The following is a 23099-nucleotide window of genomic DNA, read 5'->3' as shown; positions in this document are numbered from 1 at the left end:
AGAACCGCGACACGAGGAGAGCCGGGATGACCACTTTCGACAGCATCGTCGCCGCCCACCGCACCGCCCTGCTGGCCTACGCCCGCCGCGTGACCGGTTGCCCGCACCGCGCCGAGGACGTCGTCCAGGAAACCTGGATCCGCGCCTGGCGGCACCAGGACAGGCTCACCGAGGACCGCGGCTCCGTCCGGGCCTGGCTCACCCGCGTCGCCCACAACATCGCCGTCGACCAGCACCGCGGCCGCGCGGCCCGCCCGTCGGAGGTGGAGCTGCCGGAGGTGGACACGACCTCGGCCCCGGCCCGCACCGACGAGGTCATCGACCGCCTCCTGGTCGACGCCGCCCTCGACACCCTCCCCGAGCCCCACCGCCAGACCGTCGTCGAGGTCTACTTCGCCGACCGCACCGCCGCGGCCGCCGCCATCACCCTCCGAGTCCCGGTCGGCACGGTCAAGTCCCGCCTGCACTACGCCCTCCGCACGCTGCGCGAATCCACCCTCACCGCCGCCTGACCACCCCGCTCCCACCACAGCCACCTCCGCGCCGGGCGGTCCCCGATCTGCACCGCGACCCTCGTCCCTCCCCCAGTGACCGGCGCCCGCGACAGGAGTCGGACCGTGGCACAGGCCGGGTCTCGGAGTCCGCGAAGGTCCACAGCACTGCGGGCGCTGGAGGCACCGCGCGGCGATGAGCGATGTGTCGGGTGTGGTGCCGCGGCTCGCGAAATCCGGCGACATCGGCGGTTGTTGTCGTCAGGATGGCCGGTGTGGACGAGGTGGAGGTTGTTGTCGCGCACCGGCAGCGGGTGACGTTGCGGGTTGGGGATGTGTTCCTGAAGGTCGACGGCGATCCGGCGCATGCCGAGGTCGAGGTGCGGGCGATGGCGCTGGCGCCGGTGCCGACGCCGGTGGTGCTTTGGCGGGAGCCGCCCGTGCTCGCCATTGGGGCTGTGCCTGGTGAGGCGCTTGGGGTGCTTGGGGAACCGTCGAGGGCGTCAGGGGGTGCTTGGGCGGCGGTGGGGGATGTCGTTCGGCGGTTGCATGAGGCGCCGTTGCCGCCGTGGGTGGGGGTTGGGGTTGACGAGGTGGCGGCGCGGCTCGACCGGGAGTGCGCGTGGCTGGTCGACAACGGGGTGCTACCCGCCGGGGTGATTCGGCGCAATCGCGAGATCGCCGAGGGCGCGCTTCGGCGCTGGGATCCGGTGTTCATCCACGGGGACCTGCAGATCACCCATGTCTTCGTCGACGGCGACGAGGTCACCGGGATCATCGACTGGTCGGAGGCCGCCCCCGGGGACGCCATGTTCGACCTCGCCATCCTGACCCTCGGGCACGAGGAGCGGCTGGACGACCTGCTCGCGGGGTACGGCCCCGGCGCGGACCGGGACGTGATCCGGGCCTGGTGGTCGCTGCGTGCCCTGGTGGCGTCGCGCTGGTTGATCGGGCACGGGTTCGACCCGGACGCGCCGGGGTGTGAGTTCGACGTGCTCAGGGCCCGGATGCGGGACGCCTAGGCCACCGAGAGGATGTCCGCGGCCGCGGTGACGGCCGCGGCGACGGCGTCGAGGTCCACCTGGCGCGGTGCGGGCGGGGCCGTGGTGCCGGAGAGGCGTTCGCGGAGGTCGGCGACCCGTTGGGCCCTGGCCTGCTCGGCCTCGGCGGTGGCGATCTCCAGCTCGGCGGCACCGAGGGCGGTGAGGACCTCGTCCATGCGGTCCGCGACGGCGGTGACCGAGTCGATGACCGAGGTCAGCTCGGCCTGCTTGGCCGCGACTTCGCCCGCCAGTTCGGGGTAGCGCCGCGACTCCCGCAGGAGCGCGCGCAAGCCTGCCGAATCCCGCAGTGACCCCAACGCGGCCCAGACCACCCGTTGCGCGGTCGCGAGGGTCTCCTGCGGCAGCCAGCCCGCGGCGGCCGTGCGGCTCGCGACGAGGGTCGCGAAGGAGATGACCAGCCGGTTGGCCAGGGCGGTCGAGTCGGCGTCGACGTCGGTCGAGCGGAAGGCCACCACCACGCGCCCCACCCGCTCGCGGCGGACCCGCAGCCCGAAGACCAGCAGCGGGACCAGGAACAGCAGCCCCCACGCACCCCAGTCGTCGACCGCGCTCATGACCACGCCCAGCGCGGCCCCCAACCCGAACGTCAGCCCCAGCTTGGCCTCACGCGAGGTGGCAGGCGCCTCCGGTGGTCGAACCACCCAACGCCCCGCCGCGCCGTCTATGTGAACTGGCCTGAGTCCCCCCACCGCTTAAGGCTACCGAGCAACCCCCCGCGGTCGTCCCACAAACCACTCAAGAACCAGCAGCGGCACGGTCCAACCCAGCCACGAGGTGATACCCGCGATCGCCGGTAACCCACAACCGTCGACACCAGCCAGAGCGTCGCCAGCACCACATGGCTGACTCGCGCCACCGGCCCGAACGGCGAGCCCCGCGATCCCGGCAGGCAGCACTCCCCCGAAAACGTAGACCCTGCCCACGCGCGCGTGGATCAGGTCCGGTGATCACCGGACCATGCGGTAAGCACGAGGGCCGGTGGTGGGGTTACCCCCACCACCGGCCCTCTCAACTCCCGATGTGGCGCATGGCATGCCCCGCCACAGCTACCAGGAGCGGTAGTTCCTCGGTGCTACTTCTTCTTGCTCGGGAACACCCGGATCTGCAGCGACGTACCCTCCTGCTTCAGCACCTTGATGCTCACACCGGCGGCGGGGAGCTTGACGCCCGCGGTCGGCTGGGCGGCGTTGAAGTAGGACTTGGTGTCGTCGAACAGCGGCTGCGCCTCGGTGCCGCGGATGTAGCTCGCCCGGCCACCCGCGAACAGGGTGAACGAGTCCGACTTCTGCAGCGAGAACGGGGCGTCGTAGCCCGCGACGCGGGGTCGCCAGGCCTGGCCCTGCAGGTTGTAGATGGGGTCCGGGTGGGCGTCGACCACCGACAGCAGGCCCTCGCCCGGGTGGACGGAGGCGTTGTTGTCCGGCTGGGAGGTGTCCCAGTAGGTCACCAGCAGGCCGTCCTGGTACGGGAAGCGGGTCGCCCAGTTCGGGCGGCTCGGGTCGCCGTAGTCGTACGGGCCGGGCTGCAGGTACTTGTCGTACCCGGTGTAAGTCCGGTTGCTGGCCACGTAGAAGTGGTCGTAGCTCGCGGTCTCGGTGCCGGTGGTGATGCGGAAACCGGCCGGGGTCCAGCCGTTGTTGCCAGCCTCGGCACCATCGGTGAACAGCGGCGCGCCGTCGGCGACCACGGAGATCTCGTCGGCGAAGAAGCCGTCCAGGGCCACGCCGCCGTCGGTGCGGTAGCGCAGTCGGATCTGGGCGTCCTTGCCCGCCAGCGAGGTCAGCGGCACGGCGACGTCAACCCACGCGTTGTTCGTGGTGTTGGTGATCGCCGGGGTGCCCACGGCGTCCCGGGTGAAGGGCTTGCCGTTGGCGACACCGTCGAGCGCGGTCCAGTTGGCGCCACCGTCGGTCGAGGCCTCCACGAACAGGAAGTCGCAGTCGCAGTCCTCGATGTCGTAGCGCGCCTTGAGCTTGAGCTCGGCGGAGGTCTTGCCGGTGAGGTTCACCGAGCGGGTCAGCGAGTTCGACAGGTTGTCGCCCTTGCTGCTCCACCACATCTTCGTGCCCGCGAACGGCGTGCCGTAGCTGGTCGAGACCTGCTTGTCGGGCAGGACCACGACGACGCCCTGGGCCTTGTCGGTGTTGTACGCACCGGGGCCGAGGTCGATCTTCTTGTCCTGACCGGCCACGACGGTCTCGTAGTCCAACCAGCCCAGCTGCAGCTTGTCCCACGCCGAGAGGTCGTTGGCCCGCAGGCCGATCGCCTCGTTGGTGTTGGACACGCGGCTCTGGCCCATCAGCGACCACCAGTTGATGCCGTTCTCCTGGGCGCCGCCCGGGCCAACGGTGTCGTAGTGGTCCGGCAGACCGAGGTCGTGGCCGTACTCGTGCGCGAACACGCCGAGGCCGCCGTTCTCGGGCTGCATGGTGTAGTCGCCGACCCACAGGCCGGTGGTGCCGATCTGCACACCGCCGAGCTTGTTGTTGACCGGGCCGGTGGTGTTGCTGGAGAAGGCGTACCAGCGGTGCGCCCAGATGGCGTCCTCACCCTGTGCGGGATCGGCGTCGGACTGGTCGCCACCGGCGTGCACGATCTGGAAGTGGTCCAGGTAGCCGTCGGGCTCGTTGAAGTCGCCGTCACCGTCGTAGTCGTAGCGGTCCCAGGTGTCGTACGACGCGAGGTCGGCCTTGATCGAGGCGTCGGTGGCACCGGCGGCCTTGCGGTCGGTGACCCACTGCTGCAGCGCGTCGGAGACCAGGTACCAGGAGTTGCCGCAGATGCGGCCGGGGCAGGGGTAGCCGTCGGAACGGCCGTACCTTGCCTCGTTGTACTTGACCTTGACCCAGTCGGTGACCTGGCCCTCGACCGAGTAGCGGCCGGAGGAGGCCTTCTCGTAGAAGGTCTTCAGGGACTCGGTGTTCGCGCCCTGCGCGAAGTACATGTCCTCGAAGTGCTTCTTGGAGTAGTCCGCCTGCCAGATCGTCTTGTTGTCCACCGCCCGGTTGGGCTTGGCGATCTGGTTGTGCCGCGGGCCGTCGTAGCGGGCCGGACCGGGCACGTTGGGGTTGGTGTCCTTGTCGGGGAAGTCCGGGTGGCGCTCGTCGCCGAACTCGGCGAGCACCACGAAGATCTTGTCGGTCTTCTCCCGCGCCAACTCGACGTACTGGTCGACGCCCTTCTTGCCGGTGCTCTTGTTCTTGGCCGAGGCGGCGGTGCCGACCTTGACCACGGAGCTGGCGCCGCGCTTCTCGACGCTGGCCTCACCGGAGAGGACCTTGGCCAGGCCCTCCTGACGCAGCGCGCGACGCTTCTCCTCGAGCGGGGAGACCACCTCGTCGGCGTGGTCCGCGGCGGCCTGGGGAGCCTGTTGGGTGGGTGCGGGGGCCGCGTCGGCGGCACCGTTGACCACCACCGCCCCGGTCCCGACCACCGTCGCCGCGGCGATCGCGACGACCAATCTTCGGCGCACTCAAATCCTCCTGTATCGATGGGGACGACTCCAGGTGAAGTCCAGGCGAAACAGTAGAGGAGGGGCACCCATGCAGATATCACGACATGATTACAAGAGCCATTCCGGCCATCACATTAAGCTATAGCACCGAGTGATGCCCCAAATGGCGCAAAGGGCCGCTGAACCAGCCGGTCCAGGGCAGCCGCCGGGGTGGGAATCGGGCAGCGCGAAGCATACCGGAAATGGGCGTTTCACAGTTTTGGGCACAACGGCCGGGATCGGTGGGGACCGGTTTAACGCATTAGCCGGGGCGACCGGGTCAGTCCTCGACGGGCACGACGAGATCCCCGGTGATCTGCCGGTGGATGGCGGCCATGTCGAAGTAATCGCGCTCGCGGTGGATCAGGCCCTCGCGGACCTCGACGACGTGGCAGGCGAAGCTGACCACCCGGCGGCCGGTGGCGGGCAGCGGGCCCAGCGGGCCGAGGTGGGTGCCGACGCAGCGGACCTCGACGAGGGACGTGCCGCCGTCGAGGCTCTCGTGGAAGTCGCGGTAGGTGAACACGACGTCGGGGAAGGCCGCGTGCAGGGTCCGCATGACCTCGACGGGCTGGTCGGTGTTGTCGAAGCGGGTGCCGGTGACGTCGGTGTAGAGGTAGTCGGGGTGGTACCGGGCGCGCATGGCTTCCCAGTCGTAGGTGTCGATGGTCTGCCAGTGCAGCCGGTGGATCTTCGAAGCGGTCATGCGGCCACGCTAGGCACGGCGGCCCCGGCGTGGCACAAGATCCACCCGGTCAGGTGGTCTCGCCCGCGGCGCGCAGCTGCTCGCGCAGCCGCTGCAGCGCGCGGTGCTGGGTGATGCGCACCGCGGACGGCGACATGTCGAGCTTGATGGCGACCTGCTCGGCGGTGTGGCCGTCGACCACGCGCAGGTGCAGGATGCGCAGCTGCAGCGGGGTGAGCACCGCCATCTGTCCGGTCGCGTCCCCACGGGGGTCCGGGATCACTAGCCGCCCACCGTGGGGCGTCTTGGGTGTCCGCATGCCGGTGGGACGCACCGCCGCGGCAACCATGACGCCACCAACGTGCGACTTTTCCCAACAAGCCCCGAGTCCGGCGCTCGGCACGGTAGGTGCGACGGCGCTCCCCCGCCGTCACGGCCAGGGGTCGCCCCAGTCGGTGTCGCGGGCGGCCCGGTAGGCGGCGGGGTCGCGCTTGCTGACGATGGTGTCGGCCAGACCGTCCGGTCCGCACAGCCGCAGCGACACCATGCCCTTGCGCTTGAGCGGGTGCCGCACGATCCGGGCGGGCGCGGCGGGCCACGGCTCCCGGCAGGCGGCCACGTAGGAGAACTTCTCGTCCTCGAAGTTCAGCACGGCCGTCTTGAGGCGCTGGTGCAGCGGGCTGCGCCCGAGCCGCGCGGCGAAGTGGCACCAGTCCTGCCCGCGCGGGATGGGGCACGTGGTGCTGTGGGGGCACGGGGCGACGATGTGCATGCCCGCGGCGGTGAGCTCGTCGCGGGCGGCCATGATCCGCTCGTAGCCCGCGGGGGTCCCGGGTTCGACGACCACGGCGAGGGTGGCGGAGGTCATCGCGCGCACGGTGTCGGCGCGGGCGGCGTCGGTGAGCTCACTGAGCACATAGGACAGGGTGGCGACGTCGGCAGGCGGGAGCCGGGTGGCGCCGAGGGCGGTGCGCTGCCACCGGACCCGGCGGATGGCGGGGTCGTCGGCGCGGTCGGCGAGCCGCCTGCCCAGGTCCATCGCCTGGGTGGACTGGTCGAGGACGGTGATGTCGGCCAGCGAGGGCCAGACCCCCCTGGCGGCCCACACCGCGGCACCGGTCCCGCCGCCGATGTCGACGTGGGTGGTGGGCGCGAAGTCCGGCGCCCTGGCGGCGACCTCGGTGAGCGCGGCGGTGACAGCGGCGTGCGTGGCGGGCATCCGGTAGGCGGCGTAGGCCGCGGCGGTGACCTCGGCGTCGAGCACCAGCGTGGCCGGGTCGACCCCGGTGCGGTAGCGGTGGATCAGCGCCTGCGCCGAGTCCGCGAGCCGCTTGGTCGGGAACCGCGCGACCTCGGCGTCCAGCGCGTCAGACAGGGTGACCATGACGGCCCATCATGCCGTGACCGGGCGGTCCTTCCCGGACGGGGTACCCGGTTCTAGGTGAGGCGGGTGAAGGCGGCGGCACCGACGCGGAGGGTGCCGTCGTCGAGGGGGGTGCAGCGGGCTCCGGAGAGGCCGCGCAGCGCCTTGGCGGTCCCGGGGGCGAGCACGGTGTCGAGCCAGCGGCAGGGGGTGGCGGCGGTGTGGGCGCGGAAGCGGACGGGGCCGTCGCCGGTGTCGAGGCTGAAGTCGGCGCGGTCGCGGGCCAGGAGGTCGACGTCGATGCCGCGGACGATGACGTTGCGGCGGGTGAGGAGCGGGTCGCCCGCGGGGAGGGACTCGGCGGCGAAGAAGGTGACCGAGGCGGCGCGGTGGGCGGGCTGGTTGAAGTACCGGTCGCCGACGATGCCCAGGCCTGCGCGGACGCGCACCTCGGACCTGGAGACCGGCTCGGGGTCGGGCCGCGGCGGCTCGGTCGGTCGGCCCTCGTAGGCGTGCACCGCGGACACCATCAGGGCGATCACCTCGACCATGCCCACGAGCCTAGCGAGCCGCACCGCCGCTGAATCCAGGACGGCGTGGCACCGCCCCGAGTCAGTGTCGGCGGCGGGTGCGCACCACCACGACCGCTCCGAGCAGGGTCAGACCCAGGCCCGCCAGCAGGACCATCCCGACCGGGGACCCGGTGTTGGGCAGTCCGCCCTGCGCCGAGCCCTGCCCGCGCGGCGGCTGCGTGGACGGCGGAGGGGTCGCCCGGGGTGTGGTCGCCACCGACGTGTGGCACAGCGGGTCCACCGAGGACGCCAGGCAGTTGCTGCCGGGGAGGACGATGGAGTTGCCGAGGGTGCCGTCGCCGCTGGGGGGATCGTTGACGCGCACGGTGTAGGTGATGACGGCGCTCTTGTCGATGTCGAGGGTGCCCGTCCAAGAGAGCTTGGTGCCATCCAGGACCACGGTGCCCACGGACGCCTTGGCGTCGTTGTTGTAAGTGGCGTCGTCGAGCACCGCGGCCAGGTCGTCGACAAGGACCGGGTCAGCAGGGCCGCCCTCGTTGACCAGGGTGATGGTGTAGGTCGCGGTACCGCCCGGCTCGACCCTCGTGGTCGGGGTTACCTCCTTCTTCGCTCGTACCGCCTCGACGCCGACCGAGACCGAACAGCCTCGCCCGCTGGAAGAGGGCGAGCAGCCGCTATTGGGGCCGGTGGAGTGCACGGTGTTGTGGAGTTGTCCGTCACCGAGGTCATGGTCGCGGATGGTGACGCTGAAGGTGACCGTCGCGACCTCGTCGATCCGCAGGGCGCCATCCCAGCGAAGCACCGGAGCGGTGTAAGAGGCTGTGCCGATGGTGGCCGTGGCGTCGTTGTTGTAGACGGCGTCGTCGAGAACGCTGGACAGGTCGTCCGTCATGCTCTGGCCCACCACGTCCTCGGTGCCCTCGTTCCTCATCACGAGGACGAAGGTGACCTTGCCGCCGAGCGTGGGCAGCGTGTCGCCGTACTGGGCGGTCTTGTAGACGGACACCCTGGGCATGGTGTGGCTCACGGTGCACTCAGGCGATGTAGTGCCCGACTTGCAGTTGCTGCCCGGCCCCGGGGACGTCACCGAGTTGGTGAGTCGCGCGTCGCCGGCGCCGGTGACGTGCACGGAGTAGGTGACGCGCGCGGTCTGCCCTATGGCGAGGTCCCCGACCCAGACGAGCTTGTTCTCGACCCGGCGGACAGTGCCAACGGTGGCCGCGGCGTCGCCCATGTAGGTGGCGTCGTCCAAGACCTTCGCGAGGTCGTCGATGGCCGTCTGGTTCGGCAGGTCGACCCGGCCGGTGTTGGTGATGTCGACCGTGTACGTGATGTCCTGGCCGGGGGCAGTGCTACCCGTCACGCTCGCGGACTTCGCCAGGTGCAGGCCGGGTAGGGGCAACGCGACCGTGCACGCCGGATTGGTCGACCCCTCGCCGCACGTGCTACCCGGGCCAGTGGAGACGATGGTGTTGACCATCTGGTTGTCGCCGGTGGCCGGGTCGTGCAGGGTGATCGAGTACGTAACGGTGGCGACAGCGCCAACCACGAGATCACCGGACCACGCCAACCGCGTCCCGACGTAGGACACCACGCCGGAGTCCGCGGTAGCGCCGTTGTACGTCGCGTCATCGACTACGTCAGCGAGGTCGTCGGTGAAAGAGAGCCCGGTGAGGTCAACGGCGCCGGTATTGGTGACTCGGACGGTGTAGGTGACCGTCTCACCGGGCTCGGGGTCGTTGTTGTCCGCGGTCTTCACGAACTCCGATGACCGCACCAACAGCGCGACCCGGCACCGGGTGTCTGTCGAGCCGGTCGCACAGTTGCTCTGTGGCCCGTTGGCCGTGACGGTGTTCACCAGCCGAGCGTCCCCGCGTTTGTCCAGCCGCACGCCGTAGGTGACGGTCACGGTCTGCCCGAAGGCAACGTCACCTGTCCACGTCAGCGTTGTCCCCGCCAGGGTCGCCGAGCCGGTGGTGGCGTCACCAGGGACGTATGTGCCGTCGTCCAGCACCTGGCTGAGGTCGTCGGTGAAGGTCTGGCCAGCCAGGTCGACGCCACCGGTGTTGGTGTACCGCACGGTGTAAGTGACCGTGTCACCGCCAACGGGGTCGGCGACATCAGCGGTCTTGCTCACGCTCACCCCTGCCGGTTCGGTGCGAACCAGCAGGTTGATCTCAGTCAACGTGATGACGTCACCGGTCGTGCCCGCGTCGATCCGCAAGGACGTGGCACCCGGGCTGAGGTCGCCGGTGAGCGTATCGATGTCGAGCGCGACCCCGGAGGAGGAGTCAGCCCAGTCGGGCGGGGCGACGGCTAGACCCGGCTGGTCCGTCCGCAGGGTCTCCCCCGCGAGCGCCGGGTCGCCCTGGATCGCGACGTAGGTCAGCCTGGCCGCGGTGCTGCCCACCGCCGGTGCCCGGAACCCGGTGACGCCGATCGACACCTGCGACCCGCCCGCCAGCGTGTTCATGCCGTGGTAGATGTACGCGGTGGACAGTTCGGTGATGGCCGGGTTCTCGTAAACCACGGTCAGCGTCCACGCCCGCGCGTTTCCCTGGAAAAGCGGACAGCCGTTCGGATATCCGCCGGTGACATCGGCTGAATAGCCGCCGTTGAGCGCGGGGAGCCCGGCGAGCACGCCGGTGACATCGGCGAACCGGCCCTGGAACCGCAGGGTGACACCCGGGAGCACGATGTGGTCGGACGAGTCGGCGGTCGAGGCGACGGTGACCGGGGCCGCGCCGGGCACGGTGAACGAGATCGACGAGCCGATCGGGTTGGCCGGGCGCATGGCGGGCGCCGACGAGTTCTCCGTCGTCCCCGACCAGCGCAGGAAAGCGCCCCGCAGCGTGGATCCGGTGGGCAGCGCCAGCGCGGCGGTGGTCGGCGGACGACCGCAGTTGTTCTGCCCCAGGGTCTCGGCCAGCTCGGAGCCGCCGATCTCCACCAGCCCCAGCGGGCCGCTGAACTTGGCCAGCTGGGCGAAGGGGGTGGGCGCGGCACCCGCGACCGCGACCGGCGCCACGGGTCCCGCACCCACCACCGCGAGGACCAGGAAAAGCACACCCAGAACCGAGGTAGTTCGCCGCATAACGCACTCCACCCGCCGGTCGACCCCATTCGCGCTCGTGCTGGGAATCGACGGCGACCGGCCGCCCGCTACCGCGCCAGGTGAATTCTCACCCGTTGGTGATCATGACGACAGCGGGTCATTCTTCCGCGGGTCCGACCATCACCCTTTCAGCGCAGGAACCCACCGGATGCCGCAGCGCTCACCACAGCTCCTGGCCGTGCACGACGGCCCCGTCGACCGCGGTGGCGACCACCTGGATGCCACCGACGCGGTCCGGCTCGACGGTGTGCGGGTCGTCGCCGAGCACCACCAGGTCGGCGAGCTTGCCCTCGGCCAGCGACCCCACCGCGTGCTCCATCCGGCACGCGTGCGCCCCCGCCACGGTGTATGCGCGGAGCGCCTCGGCGATGCTGATCGCCTCCCCCGCGCCCACAACGTTGCCCGCCTGGGTCTGCCGGGTCACCATGAACTGGATGGCCCGCAACGGTGCGCCGACGGTCACCGGCCGGTCGGAGCTGGCGACCAGGTCGACACCGTTGTCGAGGAAGCCCCGGCCGCGGTAGAGCCAGTCGGCGCGCTCGGGCCCCATGACCGCGGCGTAGTCGTCGCCGTAGTAGTAGAGGAACGACGGCTGCACGACCGCGCTGACGCCCAGCTCCGCGAACCGGCCCAGCTGGTCGGGTCGGACGGCCCCGGCGTGCTCGATCCGGTGCCGGGTGTCCGACCGCGGGTGCCGCCGCTGCGCCTCGGCGATCGTGTCGAGGGCCAGGTCCACCGCCCGGTCGCCGATGGCGTGGACCGCGAGCTGCCACCCGGCCCGGTGCCCGTCGCGGATGTGCCGCCGGATCTCGTCCGGGTCCGCGTACCACTGTCCACTGTGGTCAGACCCGGCGTAGGGCGCGGACATCGCCGCGGTGCGGGCCATCATGCCGCCGTCCACGAAGACCTTCAGCGCGCTGATACCCAGCCGATCACCGCCGAACCCGGTGTGAATCCCCAGGTCCATGCCGCGCGGCAAGTCGTCACCGGCGTGCGCGCCCACGTCGCGCAGCAACGACGCGGCCACCATGAGCCGCACCCGCAACGGCAGGTCGGCGCGCTGGTACGCGGCCAACTCCACCGGGCTGTGGCTGATCAGGCCGCCGCCGACCCCGGCCTCCGCCACCGTGGTGACGCCCTCGGCGAGGCAGGTGGACGCGGCGGTCCTGATGGCGGCGACCATCTCCGCCAACGAGTACGGCTGCCGCAGGGCACGCGCCGCCGCCATGCCGCTCTCTGCCAGGAACCCGTCCTGGTGCTCCACCCCGGCAGGCAAATCGGCCAGCACGGCGCGGTTGACGACACAGGCGTGGCCGGAATCGTGCAGCAGCAACACCTTCCGCCCGCGTGCGACGCTCTCCAACTCGTCCGCGGTGATGTGCCTGCCCAGGCCGCGTTGGTCGTACCCGACCACGTCGAGCCACTCCCCCGGCGCGCCGGGAGCCCGGTCGATCGCGTCGAGCACGGCGTCGACCCGCGCGCACGGCGCCACCGACAGGGCGTTCTCCCGCAGCCCGGCCCACACCATGTGCACGTGCGCGTCGACGAACCCCGGGAGCACGGTCGCACCCCCGAGGTCCACCACCCGCCGCGCGGGCAGGGAATCGACCTGGTCGTCGAACCCGACAATCCGGCCACGCCAGATCCCGAGGCCACGCGCGGTCGGCCGCGCCGGGTCCATCGTGTGGAACTTCGCGTCACGCAGGAGGAGATCGAGCATGCCCCCACCCTAGGGGCGGGGGTCTCACACCGGAACGGTCGCCGGGACCACCACCAACTCCAACGCGGCCAGGGAGGTCGCCAGCACCTCGTCGAGTGCGGCCCTGGTCGGCGCGTGCACCACCAGCCAGCCGAGCTTGCGGCCCGCCTCGGTGAACGGCAGCACCACATCGCCCGGGGCCGCGAAGACGTCGACGTCGCTCACGCCGGGCAGCGCGCGGACCGCCGCCAGGTCGCCCACCGACGCGAGTTCGCCCTCGACCTCCAGCGGCGAGGTCAGCACCTGCAGCCGGGCCACCTCGGACCGGTCGCCCACCAGTTCGACGGGCTCGCCGACCGCGAGGGACACCAGCGCGCGCACGCAGTCGACGCCCGCCACCGCCTCGGCCAGCCGCGGGAACCCGTTGCCGGACATCCGGGCGCCGACCTCCAGCACGTACCGGGTGCCGTCGTGGCCGACGATGACGTCGAAGTTGGCCGGGCCGTCGCCCAGGCCCATCGCCAGGCAGAGCGCGTGGGCGTCGGCGAGCAGCGCGGTCTCGACGGCCGGGTCGAGGTCGGCAGGCGCGACGTGGCCGCCGATGAGGAACCGCGGCCCCGGCACGATGTGCTTCTCGGTGATGAGCGAGAAGGCCAGGTCGCCGCGGTGCAGGAACACGTTGACCGTGTAGTCCTTGCCCAGCAGCAGCTTCTCGACGATCACCTGCCCGCTGGGCGAGTTCACCGCCGCGTTGTGCAGCGCGGCGTCCAGTTCGGACGGTTCGTCGACCCGCAGCACGCCGCGGCACCCGGACGCGTCGGTCGGCTTCACCACCACCGGCAGGCCGAACCCGGTGGCCGAACCGGCCAGGTCCGCCAGGTCGTGCGACTGCGCCCACTGGTACACCGGGACACCGACCGAGGCCGCCAGCGCGTGGAACGCCGACTTGTCCATCGACACCGCGGCCGCCGACGCCGGGTAGCGCCACGGGGTGGCGAAGTGCTCGGCGAGCCGGTGCCACGACTCCAGGCAGGTGTCCGCCGCGGTCGAGACGACCCCGGCGATCTCCTCGCCCGCCAACGCCTCCGCGATCGCCTGGTGGTCCGTTGTGGACAGCTGGAGGAACCGGTCGGCCAGCGCGATGCCCGGCCGGTCCGCGCGCATGTCCACCGCGATGGTGGGCAGGCCGCGGCGACGGGCCTCGCGGTAGAGCACGACCTGTTCCTCGCCCGCGCCGAGCACGATCAGGGCGGGGGTCATGAGGCCACCTCGAGGGTCGGGCGCCGCACCGGCGGCGGCACGGCCGGCGCGCCGTGGTCGAGGAGGTCCTCGTCGGCGACCGGGAAGTTGGCCTCCCGGATGTAGTAGATCCGCCTGGTTCGCACGTCGAGCATCCTGCGGTGCAGGTAGCGCCCGACCAGCGCGGTCGAGGCGACCCCGAACGCGCTGACGAGCAACGTGGACACCAGCAGCGCCAGGGCGGACACCGCGCCGAACGCGCCGAGCAGCGCCAACAGCAACGCCAGCCCGAACACGACCGCGGCCGTCCCGTACAACACGTTCAGCGGCCGCCAGGAGAACCCGAACAGCAGCTCGAACGCGTCCCCGGCGAGCCTGCCGAACCGGAACTTCGACTGCCCCGCGGTGCGCGGCGCGTGCGAGACCGGCACCGTCGTGTACCGGGCACCGACCTGCGGCGCCTTGGCGACGAAGTGCGAGTTCCCGGTCGGCAGGTCGACGATCGTGCGACCGACCGCGGTGCGCACCACCCGGAACGAGCTGGCGCCCTGCGGCACCTCGATGCCCAACAGCTTGCGCGCCACCGTGTGCGTGCCCGCCGCGCCGACCCGCCGCAGCCACGAGTCCTGCCGGTCGCGGCGCACGCCGAAGACCACGTCGTAGCCCTGCGCCGCGGTCTCCAGCAACGCCCACGTCTCGTGCGCCGGGAACTGCAGGTCCGCGTCGAGCTGCACCGACCACGGCTTGCCCGCGTAGCGGAACCCGGCGGTCACCGCGGCGACCAGGCCGAAGTTGCGCGCGAAGCTGAGGTAGCGGACGCGACTGTCGCGTTCGGCCAGTGCCTTGATCCGCGCGAGGGTGTCGTCGCGGCTGCCGTCGTCGACGAACAGCAGCTCGAACCCGTCGATGCCGCCGAGCGCGTCGCACACCGAGCGGTAGGCGACGTCGACCTGCTCGCCCTCGTTGTAGCAGGGCACGATCGCGGTCAGGCCGGTCACATCAACCTGCTCGACCAGGTGCGCGGGGTCAGCTCGTTGACGATCTCCAGTTCCAGGTTGTAGTCGAACTCCCTGGGCCCGGTCTGCCGGATCCACTCGACCATCTCGGTGAGACCGTCGCGCAGGCCGACCTCGGTGCGGTAGCCCAGCAGGCGACGCGCCTTGTCGGAGCTGCAGGTCGCGTGGTGGACCTCCAGCGGCCGGGCGGGCATGAAGATCGGGTCGCAGTCCACCCCGACGATCGAGCAGATCTCCTGCGCCAACCGCAGGACGGTCACCTCGCCCTCGTCCGGGCCGACGTTGATGATCTCGCCGGTGATGTCCGGGTCGATGCCGAGCTTGGTCAGGCAGGCCACCACGTCGGAGACGAAGCTGAAGCAGCGGGTCTGGCTGCCGTCGCCGTAGATGATCGGCGGCAACCCGCGCAGCACCCGGTTGATCATGATCGCCGCGACGTTGCGGTACGGGTCGTCGAAGCGCTGCCTCGGCCCGATGATGTTGTGCGGCACGGCGATGTTGTGCTGCATGCCGTGCACCTGCGCGATCGCCCGCACCTGCAGGTCCGCCGCGTACTTGGCGATGCCGTACGGGGTCAGCGGGACCGGCGTCATGTCCTCGGTGAACGGCGGCACCAGCTCGCCGTAGCGCGACATCGACGAGCAGTGCACGAACCGCTCCACCCCGGCGCGCACCGACGCGGACAGCATCGCGACCGTGGCGCTGGTGGTGTGCTCGTGCACCAGGAACGGGGAGAACACCGACAGGCCCTCGTACGGGGCCGCCGCGCAGTGGTAGACCAGCTCCACGCCCTCGAACAGCTCGGGGTGCCCGAGGGCGTCCCGGCAGTCGACCTCGTGGAACTCCACCCCGGCCGGGATATTCTCCTTGAAACCGTCGATCATGTTGTCGATACCGCGAACGGAGTAACCGCGGTTGAGCATATCGTCGGCAAGATGACTGCCGAGAAAACCCGCCACTCCGGTAATCAGGACCGGTTTCCCCATTGCCGCGAACCCCTCCTCATCCGGCGACCCGGCGTTGGTCACGCCTGGTCCGGCGGTGCGCACCGGTCTGGTGACACCGCGTTCGCGGGGTCTGTCACGCAGCGCGATACCCGACCACGGAACGGGTGAGCGCAGGGTGGACCGGCACCGAAGTGGGTTCGGCGCTGGAACGCGGGACGGACTTGCCACGAAGTGACGCGGACTATAACAACGCTTTTGGAGCGGCAAAAGGGTTGTGGTTCACGGAATTCCCCGTGGCGGGTGAGTCGCAGCGGAAACTACGCCGGACGGCCGATCGTGCACTGGTCGTGAATGAGTAGCCAGCGGCCGGACTCGGCGACGAAGGTCAGTCCCATGAGGAACCTCGACGGCTCCGCGCCCGGCTCGCCGACCACGGTCACGGCCAGCACCCTGGTCGCGGTGGCGGCCGTCGTGGTCGCCAGGACCGGCTCCACGGCGTAGGTCCAGTCACCGTCGGTGAACCACTCGCGGTGGAAGTCCACGACCTCGGCGGCGCCGCGCAGGATCCGTCCGGACGGGATGATCACGGTGACGTCGGGGTGGACGGTCGCGGCGAAGGTGTCGAGGTCGCGCCCGGCCACCGCGCGCAGGTGCGCGTCGATGGTGGCCTCGGCGTCGGACTGCCAGTCCTGGACAGGCACGGTGGTCCTCCGGGAGAGTGTCGCCCGCGCGGGTGTCTCCCGCGGGGTCGGTGGAGCGTAGCCGGGGAGATCATGCGGCGGGGGAATCATGCACGGTGACCTGGTCGACCCGCTCACCGAGGTCGTCGACCCCGGCTGGGACCGGTTCGCCGCCGATCAGGGCGCCTGCGTGCTGTGGCACGCCGACCCGTTGACCACGGCGGCCTGGGCGGGGCAGACGGCGACGGTCATGGCCGTCGTTCGCGATGGGACGGACGTGGCGGCGCTCTTCCACGCCAGGCTGCACGGACCCCAGGACTACCGCCGGTTCCACCGTTCTGGATCGGTTCCCCCCGTGGGATTCGTCGAATGCAGGCTCTCCCCCGCCTCGCTCGCCGGGCACCTGTTCGCCACCGGTCTCGACGCCTCGGGCAGGCGGGCCGCGGTCGAGGCGTTCGAACGGGCCGTCCGGTCGCGGTACCGGGTGGCCGGGTTCTGCTACCGGCACGTGGAATCCGGGGACGTGCCCGCGGTCGACCGGGGCTCACGGCGGGTGCTCGCGGTGTCACCGGACACGGTGCTGACCGCCGAATGGTCCAATGTGGATGGCTACCTGGCTCAGCTGCCGCCGAAGTGGCGCTCGCAACTGCGCAAGATCCGGGCGACCGTGCGGTCCGCGCCCGGGGTGCGCCGCGCGCTGGTGGACCAGGTGCCGCCCCCCGACGCGGCGCGGCTGGTGAACCTCGTCCGGTTCAAGCACCAGCGCCGCGGTGTCGTCCGCACGCCCATCCCGGAGCACTACTTCGAGCACCTCAACGCCGACCCCGGCACCCGGTTCTCCACCTACCGCGACGACCGCGGGCTGCTGGCGCTGTCCACGGTGCACGACAACGGGACCGACCTGACCATGAGCTACTGGGGCATCCGCGACCGCGTCGACGGCGGGCTGCCCAACCTCTACTTCGACCACTACGTCGACCTGGTCGAGCACACCATCGGCCTGGGCAGGGCCACGCTGCGCCCCGGCAAGGGGATGGCCAGGATCAAGGAGCGCTTCGGCGCGCGACCGGTCGCCAACCACCTGGTGGTGGGCTGGTGACCATTCTGGACAGTCTGCGCGCGCACGCCCGGATGGCCGCCACCGCGTTGGGCCGTTCGCCGGAGCGCGAGGCGCTCTCGCCGCGCTGCCCCCAGTGCGGGCGCGACGGGACCACGGCCGTCTACCGGCTCGGCCGCCGGTCCGCGCGGTTCTGGTGCGCCCGCTGCGAGGCGGTCGTGTCCACCCGGGACCTCGCCGCGCTGCGGGAAGTCCCCGCCCCGGTCATGCTCGCGCTGCCCGCGGACCCGCACGCCCGCTACCTCGCTCCCCCGGTGCTCGCCTGGGCCAGGACGGCGGCCGCCAAGGCCCTCGCCGCGACCGAGCTCGACCGGGCCACCTACTACCAGCTGCACACCCGGTTCGACCGAACGGCCGAAGGATCTGTCCACAGTGGCCTACCTACGGTATCGGCCGCGATAGGCCGATTGCACGAACGGTGCTACCGGGTAGACCTTGTGGTGGACGACCTCTCCCTGACCGGCCCAGCGGCACGCGACCGCGTCGACTACGCCCGGCGGTGGCTGGCCGGACCGGGGCGAACCCAGTGCTGGATCGTGTCACGACACGTCGAAGACCGCCCCGAGGCGGAATTCGTCGAACTGGCGGCCAAGGCGTACCTGCGCGGCGAGCCCCTCGAACGCGACCAGGCCTCGGCGTTGCGGACGGCACTGTTCGGAACCGACGGTGGGCCGCGCCCGGTCGCGCTGCTGGAGCTGTTCACCCCCGACGAGATCACCGCGGCCGTCCGGGTCTACCGGACCGGCACGCGGCCGCTGCGCGAGGCCGTGCTCGCGGCGCTCGAGGCCTGAAGCGGTCAAGCCCCCAGGACCGGGCGGCCGTGCTCGCGGCAGATGCCCACCCGGTTCAGTCCTATATCGATCAAGACGCGGACCAGGGTGGGGCGCCGCCGACGCAGGGCGGTGACCAGCAGGCCACCGTCGCCCGGGGACACGTGGAAGCGGCGCCACAGGACGTGCCAGCGCGCGCACCCGTGCGGGCGGGCGGCGAAGTAGCCGATGTGCCGGTTGTGCAGGACCGCCGGACCGAGGATGTCGGTGGCCGAGGTGAGCCTGCGGACGATCATGCCCGCGTGCCCGATCCTGGCGCTGACCTCGTCGGCGACCTCCGGCGGGGACACCAGCACGGTCTCCCCCGATGCGACCATGGCGCGCGCCGGACCGTCCGAGGCGGACAGATCGACCACATCGGCCGAGGGCGCCAGAACGGGCGCGTACCGGGGCCCCAGCGCCCCCAACCGGGTCCACGGCACCACGGCCGAGCGGACCTCCAGCACCCCGGCGCCGCTGACGCCCGCGACCAGCAGCGCGGTCGCCAGGTCACGCGGATCCCCGGTCCACAGCGTGGGTTCCGCCGCCGGGCGGTAGGGCCGCGACAACGGGCACAACGCCCACAGCCGCCGCTCCAACTCCTCGACCGGGACCGGCGCCAACCCCAGGCCGCGGGCGTGCCGCTCCCGGTAGAACGGGACCTCGCGGACCGCCCGCGCGCCCACCGCCGCGGCCGCGCGTTCCCAGGCCAACTGGGAATATCCCATCCGCCCACTCCCCACCCCGGTGCTCCGATTGGCCCCACGTCTTGCGCCGGGGAGCCGATCCCCCTTCCACACAAGGGATTCCCGCGTATTATGCCCATTCCGGATCGGGGCAACAGGGGCATGGAGTTCATCGCATGGCGGAAATCGGCACGGGCCTGCGCGCGCACAGGACGTTCATCATCATCACGGTCGCCGCGTTCGCGGCCGCCGCCGCGGTCTGGGTGGGCTTCCCGCACCAGAAATCGATCCCGAACCTGTGGGTGCTGCTGGCCAAGCTCGTCCCGTTCGTCCTCGCCGTCGAGGCCATCGCGGCCATGCGGTTCAGCCTCGCGTTACGGCACAAGATCGCCAGGGTCGCGGTGCCGGTGTGCTTCCTGGTGTTCTTCACCTACTTCGTCCCGTCGATCTTCTTCGCGGCGGGCAACGACAAGAGCATCTACTACCTGATCCTCACCCTGACCCCGTTCCTGATCCTGGCGCTGACCCTGTCGCACCGGCTCGGCGGCGGCACCGCGGGCGGTGCGCGCAGGCTCGGCTACGCGATGATCGTGCTGCAGCTCTCCGGCCTGGAGGACCTGGCCTTCCTCACCATCAACCCGCACACCGACCCGGCCTGGACGCCGATCCCCGAGGTGTGGACCTGGGCCGACCACATGACCGTCCGACTCGGACACCCGGCGTCGAAGTACGAGGCGTTCACGCTGATCGCCGTGCACGTCATCGTCGCGGTGCTGATCCTCACGCTGCCGGACCGGGTCTGGCGCAAGCTCTCCGGCCGGGGCAAGACCGCGCCCGGGGCCACCACCGAGACCTCTGCTGTCGAGTCCACCGAGGCCCCAGCGGTCGAGACCACGAGCACCACTGGGACCAAGTCCGCCGCTGAGACCGAGCCGACCACGGCCAAGGGCTGAGGCGGGGGTGCGGGCCGCCCTGCGGGTCATCGCGGGCCGGGGGGCGGCGCGGGCGGGCATCCAACTGTCGATGCTCGCCCTGCTCCCGGTGTGGGGCGCCGACGACTTCGGCCGCTACGTCGCGGCCACCGGCACGTTCGCCTGGGTGCAGACGCTGGTGATCGGCGTGGAGAAGTCCGCGCTGACCGCCGTCCCGCGCACCCGGGTGCTCGGCCCGCAGGTCACCTGGATGCTCATCGCCAGGGCGGCCGTCCCGTTCGGGCTCGGTCTGCTCGCGATGGCGGCGCTGCTGCCGGTGGGCGGACTGGTCGCTTTGTACGCGGCCGCGGCGGCGAACGCGGCCGGGCTCGGGCTCATGTCCGTCCTGGCCGCGGTACACCGTTTGGCGGAACGCCCCGGTAGGGACACCGCCGCTTTCACGACGTACGCGGCCTGGGTCGTCGGTATGGCCGGTTTGGCCGCTCTCGAGGTGTTGCGCCCGTTGAGCTACCTGCTGGCGTTGACCGGCGGGCTGGTCGTGGTGTGCGCGGTGCTGGCCGCGCTGGTCCCACGTGGACGTCCACACGAGACCCGCGCAGGCCTCGGCTCGCTGCTCAACCGGCGCGTGCTGCTGTTGGGCTTCTCCGACGTCGCCGACACCGCGGGCGTCTCGGTCCTCTACATCGTATTGGCGGTGGCGGCCAAGCCGTCCGAGACAGCCCTGGTGTACGTGCTGATCCTGATCTCCAGCGCGCTCGGGGCATTCGGTGTACTGGTGCTCCGCCTGATCCAGCCCGCTACCTCGCTGCGGCTGCGCGGCACCGGCGGGGTGGGTGGTCGGGAACTGGCCCGGCGGATCACCGGCTGGACCGCCGCCGTGGCGGGACTCGTGGTGGTGGCCGTCGTCGCGTTGGCCGCGCTCGCCCCGGTCACCGAGAGCAGGCTGCTGCTGGGGTTCGTCGTCCTGGTGGAGATGACGAGCTTCTGCGCGGTGGTCTACGCGGTGTTCCTGCTGGAGAACACCAACGGCGCCGTGCTGTCGCTGACCACCTCCGCCGCGCTGGCGTCCCTGGTCGCCACCAGCGCCACCGCGCTGCTGGCGACCGGACCGCTCGGGGCGGTCGGCGCGTTCGTCGCGCTGGTGGTCGGCCTGGCCACGAAGGCCACCGTGCTGCGACTGCGGCTCACACCCTCCACAGTGGACCTCCCGGTGGTCACCAGGGTCTGATCGGCACCGCCATCGCGGCCTGGTCGGACGGGACCGCGCCGAGCGACTGCTTCTCCTGCGACTTGCCCTTGCCCAGCTCCACCCACCGCTTGCCGTTCGCGATGGCCCACTCGACCTGCTTGGCCAGGTGGTAGAAGTACAGGTACTTCGCGCCGCCCTCGGCCGCGGGCCGCTGCGTCCAGGACCGGACGATGGGCACCGTCGGGTGGTCGAGCGCGGTGCCGAACGCGATCAGGTCGCCGGTGGCTCGGTCGATGTAGCTCGTGGAGTGCACATCCGGTTGCGCCACAAGGGCTTGCAGGTACGCGGTGAGCACCCGGATCCGCGGGATGAGCTTGCCGCCGTACTTGTCGTCGTTCCAGCGCATCGCCTCGATGACCCTGACCACGTCGAGGTCGGTGGTCGCGGTCTCGATCCGGATCTCCAGGCCGTCGTTCTCCCGCACCCGCCGGAAGATCCCCCGCAGGTTGCTGCGCCTGCTGCGGCTCAACGACATCAGCCACGCCTCCGGGTCGGACCACTCGTGCACCGGGAACGTCCAGATCCGCTCGGTCGGGCGCACCACCTTGAACCGCCCCGCCTGCGCGGCCTGCTCCTCGGTGACCTGGCGCAGCACCAGGGCAAGGCAGCCGGGACCGAGCTCACGGCGCATGGCGCGGGCGTAGGTCTCGGTGAGCGCGGTGATCGGCACGTCGTCGGCCAACCACCAGCCGGGGACCGCGCCGCTGCCGGGACCGCGCACGTGCACGGCGCCGAACCACGGCCTGGACGTGGCGCCGGTGAAGGAGAACCGGTGCAGCGGCGCCCCGAGCCACGCGGCGTTGACCACGGCTTTCGGGGTGGTGCCGTCGAACAGCACGGTGACCAACTGGACGGTCCTGGCGCCCCACGCCTGCGCGGCGAGCACCTCCCACGCCCAGTCGGCGCGCAATCCCGCCGTGACGCGCAGCCGCGCCCAGTACTCGGGTTCCGGGTCGGTTCGCGGGTCGAGGATCTCCACCCTCATGCGGCGATCACCGGGGTCCGGTGCTGGGGGCAACGGGCGATCCGGCCCGACGCGCCCGCGGGCACGATGTCGACCAGTCGCGGGGATCGCTGGAGCAGCAGGGTGAAGGCGAGGCCGAGCGGGGTCTCCCTGGCGTACACGCGCGGCCAGTCGACGTGCCAGTTGCCGCAGTCCCGGACACCGCCGAGGACACCGAGCAGGTCGTCGACCAGCAGGCCCTCGGAGCCGCGTTCCGCGAAGGTGACCAACGGGACCCTCGGGATGTCCTGGCCGACACCGGCGAGTTGGCCCGGGGTGCCGACGGCGAGCACGTGGCCGCGCGGTTCGTCCGGTGTGGACTCGAAGGCGACCACGCGCGGGTGGTACTCGGGGGCGGCGCCGATGATCAGCGTGTCCGGGGAGATCCTGGCGCACTGGTGCAGCACGATCTCCAGGCCCCGCAGCGGATCCGGGGTCGCCGACCCACCGGCGAGCGGCACCAGGTCCGGCAGGCGCCCAGCCAGTTCCTCCGCGGGGACAGCACCGTCGCGCTCCCCCTTGCCCGCGACCATCACCGGGTCCGTGCGGCCGTGCAGGGCCCATCGCTCCCGGTAGAACGGCACCGTCGCGAACGACGACCGCACCACCTGGCGGTAAAGCGCCCGCCACCCGAATGTCCACACGATCGCGCAGTGTGCCACGCGAACCCAGGCCACTTAACCTCATGCCCCACGATTGCGCCGACCGGGCTAGTAACACTCCCTCCCGCCACCCGCCCCCACATCCCCGCCCGGCATCGTTCCCGACTTGGCAGGTCACCTCGCCCAGCATCGTTCCCGACTTGGCAGGTCACCTCGCCCAGCGCTATCGCAGGCTGTGGCTGCGCCTCGTGCGGGTCTGCATACCTGGCCAGAACACCGATATACCCCCCGACCGCCGTTGGTCGAGGGGCACACCGTCCTTGCGGGGTTAGCTTGTGGCGGCTGTCCCGGCGGCGCGGGCCGGTGGGGTGACGCG

21 protein-coding genes are annotated in these 23099 nt (G+C 71.2%); 6 read left to right on the top strand and 15 right to left on the bottom strand.

Annotated elements, in window-relative coordinates:
- The first annotated feature begins 26 nt into the window (after nucleotides 1-26).
- Entirely contained in the window at nucleotides 27-512 is a 486-nt protein-coding gene (locus BMY07_RS00435; RefSeq protein WP_092774381.1) for a sigma-70 family RNA polymerase sigma factor, read from the top strand.
- A gap of 254 nt (nucleotides 513-766) precedes the next feature.
- Nucleotides 767-1513: a phosphotransferase family protein gene (locus BMY07_RS00430; protein ID WP_092774380.1), complete on the top strand. Its 747-nt coding sequence runs from the start codon at nucleotides 767-769 to the stop codon at nucleotides 1511-1513.
- Here BMY07_RS00430 and BMY07_RS00425 read toward each other — a convergent pair.
- The 12 genes from BMY07_RS00425 to BMY07_RS00370 form a co-directional block, all read right to left on the bottom strand.
- Entirely contained in the window at nucleotides 1510-2196 is a 687-nt protein-coding gene (locus tag BMY07_RS00425; RefSeq protein WP_143073286.1) for a GPO family capsid scaffolding protein, read from the bottom strand. The two genes, BMY07_RS00430 and BMY07_RS00425, sit on opposite strands and share 4 nt — an antisense overlap.
- A gap of 431 nt (nucleotides 2197-2627) precedes the next feature.
- Complete coding sequence (locus tag BMY07_RS00420; RefSeq protein WP_245782100.1) at nucleotides 2628-5027, bottom strand: immune inhibitor A domain-containing protein; 2400 nt, start codon at nucleotides 5025-5027, stop codon at nucleotides 2628-2630.
- Between the two features lie 301 nt (nucleotides 5028-5328).
- Entirely contained in the window at nucleotides 5329-5754 is a 426-nt protein-coding gene (locus tag BMY07_RS00415) for an ester cyclase (RefSeq protein ID WP_092774377.1), read from the bottom strand.
- A 49-nt stretch (nucleotides 5755-5803) separates the two neighbouring features.
- Nucleotides 5804-5980 (bottom strand): sigma factor-like helix-turn-helix DNA-binding protein, encoded by a 177-nt coding sequence (locus BMY07_RS35095; RefSeq protein ID WP_245782099.1) that lies wholly within the window; start codon nucleotides 5978-5980, stop codon nucleotides 5804-5806.
- A gap of 183 nt (nucleotides 5981-6163) precedes the next feature.
- A complete protein-coding gene (locus BMY07_RS00405) occupies nucleotides 6164-7117 on the bottom strand; it encodes a small ribosomal subunit Rsm22 family protein (protein ID WP_092774375.1) in 954 nt (317 codons plus the stop codon).
- Between the two features lie 53 nt (nucleotides 7118-7170).
- Complete coding sequence (locus tag BMY07_RS00400; RefSeq protein ID WP_092774899.1) at nucleotides 7171-7647, bottom strand: molybdenum cofactor biosysynthesis protein; 477 nt, start codon at nucleotides 7645-7647, stop codon at nucleotides 7171-7173.
- Nucleotides 7648-7708: 61 nt separating this feature from the next.
- Complete coding sequence (locus tag BMY07_RS00395) at nucleotides 7709-10696, bottom strand: DUF7927 domain-containing protein (RefSeq protein WP_177215355.1); 2988 nt, start codon at nucleotides 10694-10696, stop codon at nucleotides 7709-7711.
- A gap of 208 nt (nucleotides 10697-10904) precedes the next feature.
- Nucleotides 10905-12464, bottom strand: coding sequence for an amidohydrolase (locus BMY07_RS00390; RefSeq protein ID WP_092774373.1), 1560 nt, complete (start codon nucleotides 12462-12464; stop codon nucleotides 10905-10907).
- A 24-nt stretch (nucleotides 12465-12488) separates the two neighbouring features.
- Complete coding sequence (locus BMY07_RS00385) at nucleotides 12489-13703, bottom strand: ATP-grasp domain-containing protein (protein WP_092774372.1); 1215 nt, start codon at nucleotides 13701-13703, stop codon at nucleotides 12489-12491.
- The gene (locus BMY07_RS00380; protein ID WP_092774371.1) at nucleotides 13700-14680 is read right to left on the bottom strand and encodes a glycosyltransferase family 2 protein; all 981 of its coding nucleotides are present in this window, start codon (nucleotides 14678-14680) and stop codon (nucleotides 13700-13702) included. Before BMY07_RS00380 ends, BMY07_RS00385 begins: the two co-directional genes overlap by 4 nt.
- On the bottom strand, nucleotides 14677-15684 hold the full coding sequence (locus tag BMY07_RS00375; RefSeq protein WP_092774370.1) for an NAD-dependent epimerase/dehydratase family protein: 1008 nt from the start codon (nucleotides 15682-15684) through the stop codon (nucleotides 14677-14679). Before BMY07_RS00375 ends, BMY07_RS00380 begins: the two co-directional genes overlap by 4 nt.
- Nucleotides 15685-15962: 278 nt before the next feature.
- Complete coding sequence (locus BMY07_RS00370) at nucleotides 15963-16346, bottom strand: YybH family protein (RefSeq protein ID WP_177215354.1); 384 nt, start codon at nucleotides 16344-16346, stop codon at nucleotides 15963-15965.
- An 88-nt stretch (nucleotides 16347-16434) separates the two neighbouring features.
- Between BMY07_RS00370 and BMY07_RS00365 the strand changes: the two genes are divergently transcribed.
- On the top strand, nucleotides 16435-17424 hold the full coding sequence (locus BMY07_RS00365) for a hypothetical protein (RefSeq protein ID WP_092774368.1): 990 nt from the start codon (nucleotides 16435-16437) through the stop codon (nucleotides 17422-17424).
- A complete protein-coding gene (locus tag BMY07_RS00360) occupies nucleotides 17421-18233 on the top strand; it encodes a hypothetical protein (RefSeq protein ID WP_092774367.1) in 813 nt (270 codons plus the stop codon). The genes BMY07_RS00365 and BMY07_RS00360 overlap by 4 nt, the downstream gene beginning before the upstream one ends.
- A 5-nt stretch (nucleotides 18234-18238) precedes the next feature.
- Here the strand turns inward: BMY07_RS00360 and BMY07_RS00355 are convergent, their stop codons facing one another.
- Nucleotides 18239-18979, bottom strand: a complete 741-nt coding sequence (locus BMY07_RS00355; RefSeq protein WP_143073285.1) for a hypothetical protein — start codon at nucleotides 18977-18979, stop codon at nucleotides 18239-18241.
- Between the two features lie 134 nt (nucleotides 18980-19113).
- Between BMY07_RS00355 and BMY07_RS00350 the strand changes: the two genes are divergently transcribed.
- Together BMY07_RS00350 and BMY07_RS00345 are read left to right on the top strand one after the other, a co-directional pair.
- Entirely contained in the window at nucleotides 19114-19890 is a 777-nt protein-coding gene (locus BMY07_RS00350; RefSeq protein WP_177215353.1) for a hypothetical protein, read from the top strand.
- Between the two features lie 7 nt (nucleotides 19891-19897).
- Complete coding sequence (locus BMY07_RS00345; protein WP_092774365.1) at nucleotides 19898-21097, top strand: hypothetical protein; 1200 nt, start codon at nucleotides 19898-19900, stop codon at nucleotides 21095-21097.
- Here the strand turns inward: BMY07_RS00345 and BMY07_RS00340 are convergent.
- Both BMY07_RS00340 and BMY07_RS00335 read right to left on the bottom strand, forming a co-directional pair.
- Nucleotides 21084-22103 (bottom strand): GNAT family N-acetyltransferase, encoded by a 1020-nt coding sequence (locus BMY07_RS00340; protein ID WP_143073284.1) that lies wholly within the window; start codon nucleotides 22101-22103, stop codon nucleotides 21084-21086. The two genes, BMY07_RS00345 and BMY07_RS00340, sit on opposite strands and share 14 nt — an antisense overlap.
- Nucleotides 22100-22726, bottom strand: coding sequence for a hypothetical protein (locus tag BMY07_RS00335; protein ID WP_092774898.1), 627 nt, complete (start codon nucleotides 22724-22726; stop codon nucleotides 22100-22102). The genes BMY07_RS00340 and BMY07_RS00335 overlap by 4 nt, the downstream gene beginning before the upstream one ends.
- Between the last annotated feature and the right edge of the window lie 373 nt (nucleotides 22727-23099).

The sequence above is a fragment of the Actinokineospora terrae genome (assembly GCF_900111175.1).
GTDB classification, from domain to species: Bacteria; Actinomycetota; Actinomycetes; order Mycobacteriales; family Pseudonocardiaceae; genus Actinokineospora; species Actinokineospora terrae.
Note: the sequence above shows the minus strand (reverse complement) of the source record. Positions and strands in the feature narration are given on the sequence as shown.